Origin of the sequence: Lysobacter sp. 22409, assembly GCF_052045105.1 — a bacterium.
Taxonomy (GTDB): domain Bacteria; phylum Pseudomonadota; class Gammaproteobacteria; order Xanthomonadales; family Xanthomonadaceae; genus Lysobacter; species Lysobacter antibioticus_B.
In genome coordinates this window covers 58,643-65,105 of record NZ_JBQEOE010000035.1, presented here as the reverse complement: position 1 = coordinate 65,105, position 6,463 = coordinate 58,643, and the positions used below count along the sequence as shown (strand labels likewise).

The window sequence follows — 6,463 nt, the reverse complement described above, 5'->3', positions numbered from 1 at the left end:
CGGACACGCTGAACGGTGCGACTTCGTAATCCAGATCCTGGATTTGCAGACTACCTTCCATAGAGTTGCTCCTGATTCGCCGGCCTGATGGCATCCCGCGGCGCGCCGGCGACGCCGCGCAGATTCATTGCAGGGACTGCAGCACCTTGCTCGCATGGTCGCGGACCATCGCGCAATCGTCGGCGTACAGGCGCTCGAGCGCGCCGCGATAAGCGTCGCTATCCTCGCGCAGGCCGTCCAGGCACATCAGGCGCATGCGCGGCGGCAGCACCGTCGAGTCGACCACGTCGGCGAACAGCGGCGTGAGTTCGTCGCCGCCGACCAGCACCGCCATTTCCGCCAGCATCGACAAGCGGCTGTGGATGCTCGCCGAGGTGTAGCTGAGGATGCGCGCGCGCTCTTCCCCGAGTTCCTGTTCGAACACGAAGTTGTACTGGCATTTGGCGATCTGGCTTTGATTGTTGAACAGCACGTTCAACGAGATCGACAACTCGTCCGGCGGCGCCTGCCGGTGCACGTCGCGGTGGGCGCGATAGAGCATGATCTTGCCCTTGGGCAGGGTCGTGACCTCCGAATCCAGGATGCGCGCGCTGTCGCCGATGGCGCCAGTCAACTCGGCCGGGTCGATCTCGGCGATATGGGTGCGATAGCCCGAACCGAAATAACCGACGGTGAGAAAATGGAAGTTGTGGTCGTGGGCGGTGTCGTACGAGTACGCGCGCTCCTCGTTCTTGCGCAGGGCGCCGGTCTGCTTCAGCGGCGACCACACGTTGGCGCGGATCATCACGTGCTTGCGCCGCGCGATCACGTAGCACTGCGGAGCGACGAACGGTGGCGGCTCGCCATCGAGGATCGAGCGCAGCGACCGCGCCATGGTGCGCGCGACCAGGGCCGGGTCGTTGGCGTAGGCGGCGAGCACCGGCGCGGCTTCGGCGATGCTGTCCGGGTCGAGCGTATCGACCCGGCTGAAGATGAAATCGAACAGCTCTTCTTCGCTGGCCACCGTGGTCGCGGCGGCATTCAAGGTATAGGCCATGGCGGTGTCCTCAAGCGGTCAGGCGGTCGGGGCCAGGGCGGCGAGCGAACGCGTCGCGGCCCGGCGGATGTCGTCGTGCTCGTCGTCGACGGCATCGCGCAAACGCTCCAGCGCGGCCTGCGGGTCGACCTTGCCGAGCAGTTGAATGGCCGACCAGCGCACGAAATGGCGCGGGTGCCGGCTCAGTTCGAGCAAGGCCTGCGGCGCCTGCTCCGCGTCGATAGTGGCCAGGGTCTGGCCGATGCAGACCAGTTCGGAGTCGCTCAGGCGCGCGGAAATGCAGCTGTCGGCACGCAGCGTCTCGGGGTCGAAGCGCCATTGCAGATCGACCGCGCTTTGCGAGAGCAACAACACCACGATGGTCGGTTGCCGCACGTCGACCTTGAACGCGGCATCGTCCACGCCCAGCGCCGCGGCCTCGCCGTTGGCCAGTTCGATGCGGCGGTTGAGCTGCACGCTCTGCTCGCGTTCGAAGTAGGCGTTGCGGAAGCTCTCGCCGGTGGCGTAGGTGCTCAGCTCGATGGCGCCGGCGGCGACGCCGATGCAGGCGTACTGCGACAGGGTGAAGATGCCGCTGGACGAGCTGAAGTAGCGCGACAGGTGCAGCGACCAGCCCTCGCCCGACATCAGGAACACGCCGTGCCGGCTCCACAGGCCGCCGCGGTTCCAGTTTTCCCACAACAGCGCCTGTTCGCCGTCGCCGAGCAGATCGGACAGCTCCTGGCGCAAGCGCGCGGCGATGGCGCCCGATTGCAGCAGGGTCTGCAGGTCCGCCTGCATATCGACGATGCCCGCGATGCCGCGCTCGCCGACGCGGCGGTCGACGGCATCCTTGAAGCGCGCGAATCTGGAATCGGCTAAAGAGCGCGATTGTGCATCCATGCATCCTTCCTTGAGTTGTGAGTTCGATCCAGCGAAACCTTCCGCGTCCTGCGGCCGCCGTCGCCCATCCATTCGGAAGGACCACTGCCTGGCGACGATCGCGTCGCTGAGGATCGTGGTCCAACCGCTCCCCGGACCACGTGTTGCGATCCTAGCGACAAGCCGTCGCAAACGCAGCGATGCACAGGGCGACGCCGGTCACAACTCGATCGATGCGTCGGCCGCCGCGATCCGACGCGCCGTCGCTACGTAATTACGCCTTCATTCCGGCCACCTAACGTCCGCAATCTACGAACCCGTCCACCTCCCCCGCACCACGCAACCTCCGAATCAGCCCCCCTTTGCCAAAGGGGGGGGCCAGGGGGATTCGCTTTGCCGTTAGAACGCAGCCATACACGCCAAAGATCAGGACGCCGCTAAATCAGAAGGACTCCAGCCCTCGTCGCTACGACATGCCCCCATCGCCTCCACAAACCCCGCCCAACAAAAAAGCCCCGCAATCGCGGGGCTTTTCGTCGATCGGGAAAACCGCCGCTTACTTGCCGGCGACGACCTTGACCATTTCCAGGCACTTGTTCGAGTAGCCCCATTCGTTGTCGTACCAGCTCACCAGCTTGACGAAGGTACCGTCCAGCGCGATGCCGGCTTCGGCGTCGAAGATCGAGGTGCGCGCGTCGCCGCGGAAGTCGGTCGCCACGACCTTGTCTTCGGTGTAGCCCAGCACGCCCTTCAGCGCGCCTTCGCTCTGCGCCTTCATTTCCGCGCAGATCTCGGCATAGGTCGCTTCCTTGACCAGTTCGACGGTCAGGTCGACCACCGACACGTCCGAGGTCGGCACGCGGAACGACATGCCGGTGAGCTTCTTGTTGAGCTCCGGGATCACCACGCCGACGGCCTTGGCCGCGCCGGTGCTCGACGGAATGATGTTCTCTAGGATGCCGCGGCCGCCGCGCCAGTCCTTGTTGCTCGGGCCGTCGACGGTCTTCTGGGTCGCGGTGGCGGCATGCACGGTGGTCATCAGGCCACGCTTGATGCCCCACTTGTCGTTGATCACCTTGGCCAGCGGCGCCAGGCAGTTGGTGGTGCACGAGGCGTTCGAGACGATCGTCTCGCCCTTGTAGGTCTTGTCGTTGACGCCATAGACGAACATCGGCGTGTCGTCCTTCGACGGCGCCGACAGCACGACCTTCTTCGCACCGGCATCGAGATGCTTCTGCGCGGTGACCTTGTCGAGGAACAGGCCGGTCGATTCGATCACGACTTCGGCGCCGACCTCGTCCCACTTGAGGTTGGCCGGGTCGCGTTCCTGGGTCAGGCGGATCTTCTTGCCGTTGACGATCAGGGTGTTGCCTTCGACCTTGACCTCGCCCTTGAAGCGGCCGTGGACCGAGTCGTACTGCAGCATGTAGGCCAGGTAGTCGGGCTCGAGCAGATCGTTGATGGCGACGATTTCGATGTCGTTGCCGAAATTCTGCACGGCCGCGCGCAGGACGTTGCGTCCGATGCGGCCGAAGCCGTTGATGCCTACCTTGATCGTCATTGAGGTAACTCCTGCAGCCGCCCGGGCGGGTCAAGTGGGGAAACTCCCATTCTAGCAAGGCAGGGGCTGGGTCGCAGTCCGGCCCCATGCACTGCTCATCGACGGCTGATCGACGGCTCATCGACGGGCCATCGACGGCTTATGGCGGCCCGTGACCGCATCCACAGCGGCTTTAGGGCCCTTTCTGCGGCACATAGCAACAAGAATGGAACGCAGGTCTAGGTTTACCGTTCTCCGGCGTATTTAGAGTGCGGTGCGGACAGACTCCTGTTCAGCAAACCTGCAAAATCGGTCTCTTCACGACCTCACAGGGGACTCAAGGAATGAATCAGCGACTGATCGGCGGCGTCCTCGCCGCCACCCTGGCTTGCGCGGCCCAGCCCGCCCTTGCCCAGCAGACCGGCAACTTCACCCTGGGTATCGGCGCTCACCAGGTCAATCCGAAGTCCGACAACGGCAGCGTGCTAGGCGGAGCGGCCGAGCTGGAAATCGGCGACAACGTCCAGCCCACCATCACCTTCGAGTACTTCATCCGCGACAACCTCGGCATCGAGGTGCTGGCGGCCACGCCGTTCAAGCACGACATCGATATCAAGGGCGTCGGCAAGGTCGGCACGACCAAGCACCTGCCGCCGACGTTCTCGCTGCAGTACCACTGGAACAGCCGCGGCGTGGTCTCGCCCTTCGTCGGCCTGGGCGTCAACTACACGACCTTCTTCAGCGAGAAGACCACCGGCGCATTGCGCGGCACCCGCCTCAAGCTCGACGACTCGGTCGGCGTGGCGGCCCATGTCGGCGTCGACTTCATCCTGACCGAGCGCAGCTCGATCCGCGTGGATGCGCGCTGGATGGACATCCAGACCGACGTCGAGCTGAACGACCAGAAGATCGGCAAGGCCACCATCGACCCGACCGTGTTCGGTCTGGCCTACGTGATGAAGTTCTAAGCGGACGATCCGCATCGGCGATCGCGGCGGGCCGCGATCGCCTCACGGCCGATCCTGCGATTGTTGCCACACTCGTGCGGCACGGCCATCCGCCAAGCGAATGCGGACCGCACCGCCGTTTGCGCGTCCCGGTTTCGGCCGACCGCGCCGCCAGGTTCGGACAGCGGAGTCTGTGCGCGGCTCCGGTAAAGTGGACGACATGACCTCCATCCGTGCGCGTTCCTTCTCCAAATCGCTGCGCCGCTATTCGGCGCTGCTGCTTCTGCTGCCGCTCAACAGTCTGGCCTGGGGTCCGCAGGGGCATCGCCTCGTCGCGGCGCTGGCCTGGGACGATCTGCGTCCGAACGTACGCGCCGAAATCGCCAAGATGCTCAAAGGCGAAGCCGACCCGTCCCTGCCCGGCATCGCCAATTGGGCCGACGACCTGCGCAGCAGCAACCCCACACTCGGCAAAGAAAGCGCCAAGTGGCACTACGTCAACCTCGCCGAGGACGACTGCCATTACGACGCCGCGCGCCATTGCCCCAAGGGCAACTGTGTGGTCGAGGCGATCCGCACCCAGACCGCGATCCTCGCCGACCGCAGCCGGCCCCAGGCCGACCGCCTGCAGGCCCTGAAGTTCGTGGTCCATTTCGTCGGCGACGTGCACCAACCACTGCACGCCGGCTTCGGCCGCGACAAGGGCGGCAACGATTACCAGTTGCAGATTCCCGGCGAGCCGGAACCCGTCGACGGCTACGGCACCAACCTGCACTCGCTGTGGGACAGCAAGATGCTGTCGATGAGCAAGCGCGACTACACGGCTTATCTCAAGTACCTGCGGCAGACCCCGGTACCGGCCGCGACCGCTCTCGGCCTGCCGCCGGCCTCGCCCGCCTGGGCCGAGGCCTCGTGCCGGATCGTGCTGCAGCCGGGTTTCTATCCCGACGGCCACATACTCGAACCGGCCTATGTGGAAACCTGGCGCCCGGTGGCGGAAACTCAGCTGCGGCTCGGCGGCGCGCACCTGGCCGGCGTCCTCAACGCCGCGCTCGCGCATCGCTGAGCGCACCGGCCGCCTGCCGGCCTGATCGACGGGCGGCCCGCCCCTGCCGCGTCCATCGGGCGGGATCGCCGCCAGGAGCTTTTCGTATGTCGCCGCAGGTTATGTCGCCGCAGGTCGTGCCGTTCCATCATCGCGAAACCGGGACCTGGTCGTATCTGGTCGCCGACCCGGCGACGCGTGCGGCGGCCATCGTCGACCCGGTGCTCGACTACGACGCACGCTCGGGCCGCACCGGCCTGGGCAGCGCGCAAGCCCTGCTCGACGAAGCCGCGCGCCTGGGGCTGCGCATCGACTGGCTGCTCGAAACCCATGCCCATGCCGATCACCTCAGCGCGGCCCACGCCCTGCGCGAGGCCATCGCCGCTGGCGGCGCGACGCCGCCGCGGATCGCGATCGGCCGCGGCATCGGCGAGGTCCGGCGTGTGTTCGCGCCGCTGTTCGGCCTGGCCGAGACCGAGGCGGTCCCGGCCTTCGACCATCTGTTCGACGACGACGAAGGTTTCGCCATCGGCGATCTGCAGGCGCGGGCCATCCCGGTGCCAGGCCACACCCGCGACAGCCTCGCCTATCTGATCGGCGACGCCTTGTTCACCGGCGACACGCTGTTCCTGCCCGACAGCGGCACCGCGCGCTGCGACTTCCCCGGCGGCAGCGCGGCGATGCTGTATCGGTCGATACAAACGCTGTACCGGCTACCCGACGCCACCCGCGTCTTCGTCTGCCACGACTACGGCAAGCCCGAACGCGAGCCGGCCTGCGAAACCACGCTCGGCGAACAGAAGCGCAGCAACATCCACGTGCGTGCCGACACCGGCGAGGCCGAGTTCGTCGCCTTGCGCGAGCAACGCGACGCCGGGCTGCAGATGCCGGCGCTGATCCTGCCGGCGCTGCAGGTCAATCTGCGCGCCGGCGCCCTGCCCGAGCCCGAGGCCAACGGCGTGCGTTACCTGAAACTGCCGCTCGACCGGTTCTGAGGCGACTCAACCGGCTTCGCGCTACTCTCGTCCTGACTC

General features: G+C 66.1%; 6 protein-coding genes. 3 read left to right on the top strand and 3 right to left on the bottom strand.

The window, feature by feature from the left end; genetic code table 11:
• Positions 1-124 precede the first annotated feature (124 nt).
• From ACTJJK_RS17185 to gap, 3 genes are all read right to left on the bottom strand, one after another.
• Positions 125-1,036 (bottom strand): hypothetical protein, encoded by a 912-nt coding sequence (locus ACTJJK_RS17185; RefSeq protein ID WP_440730795.1) that lies wholly within the window; start codon positions 1,034-1,036, stop codon positions 125-127.
• 18 nt (positions 1,037-1,054) lie between these two features.
• Complete coding sequence (locus ACTJJK_RS17180) at positions 1,055-1,918, bottom strand: HEAT repeat domain-containing protein (protein WP_440730794.1); 864 nt, start codon at positions 1,916-1,918, stop codon at positions 1,055-1,057.
• 535 nt (positions 1,919-2,453) lie between these two features.
• Positions 2,454-3,458: a type I glyceraldehyde-3-phosphate dehydrogenase gene (gene gap / locus ACTJJK_RS17175; protein ID WP_031372606.1), complete on the bottom strand. Its 1,005-nt coding sequence runs from the start codon at positions 3,456-3,458 to the stop codon at positions 2,454-2,456.
• A gap of 323 nt (positions 3,459-3,781) precedes the next feature.
• On the opposite strand from gap, the gene ACTJJK_RS17170 reads away from it, so the two are divergent.
• From ACTJJK_RS17170 to ACTJJK_RS17160, 3 genes are all read left to right on the top strand, one after another.
• A complete protein-coding gene (locus tag ACTJJK_RS17170; RefSeq protein WP_031372607.1) occupies positions 3,782-4,405 on the top strand; it encodes an OmpW/AlkL family protein in 624 nt (207 codons plus the stop codon).
• A 199-nt stretch (positions 4,406-4,604) separates the two neighbouring features.
• Positions 4,605-5,450 carry a S1/P1 nuclease gene (locus ACTJJK_RS17165; protein WP_223620253.1) on the top strand — a complete coding sequence of 282 codons (846 nt, stop codon included), beginning with the start codon at positions 4,605-4,607 and terminating at the stop codon, positions 5,448-5,450.
• Between the two features lie 101 nt (positions 5,451-5,551).
• Positions 5,552-6,424 carry an MBL fold metallo-hydrolase gene (locus tag ACTJJK_RS17160; protein ID WP_223620484.1) on the top strand — a complete coding sequence of 291 codons (873 nt, stop codon included), beginning with the start codon at positions 5,552-5,554 and terminating at the stop codon, positions 6,422-6,424.
• Positions 6,425-6,463 lie beyond the last annotated feature (39 nt).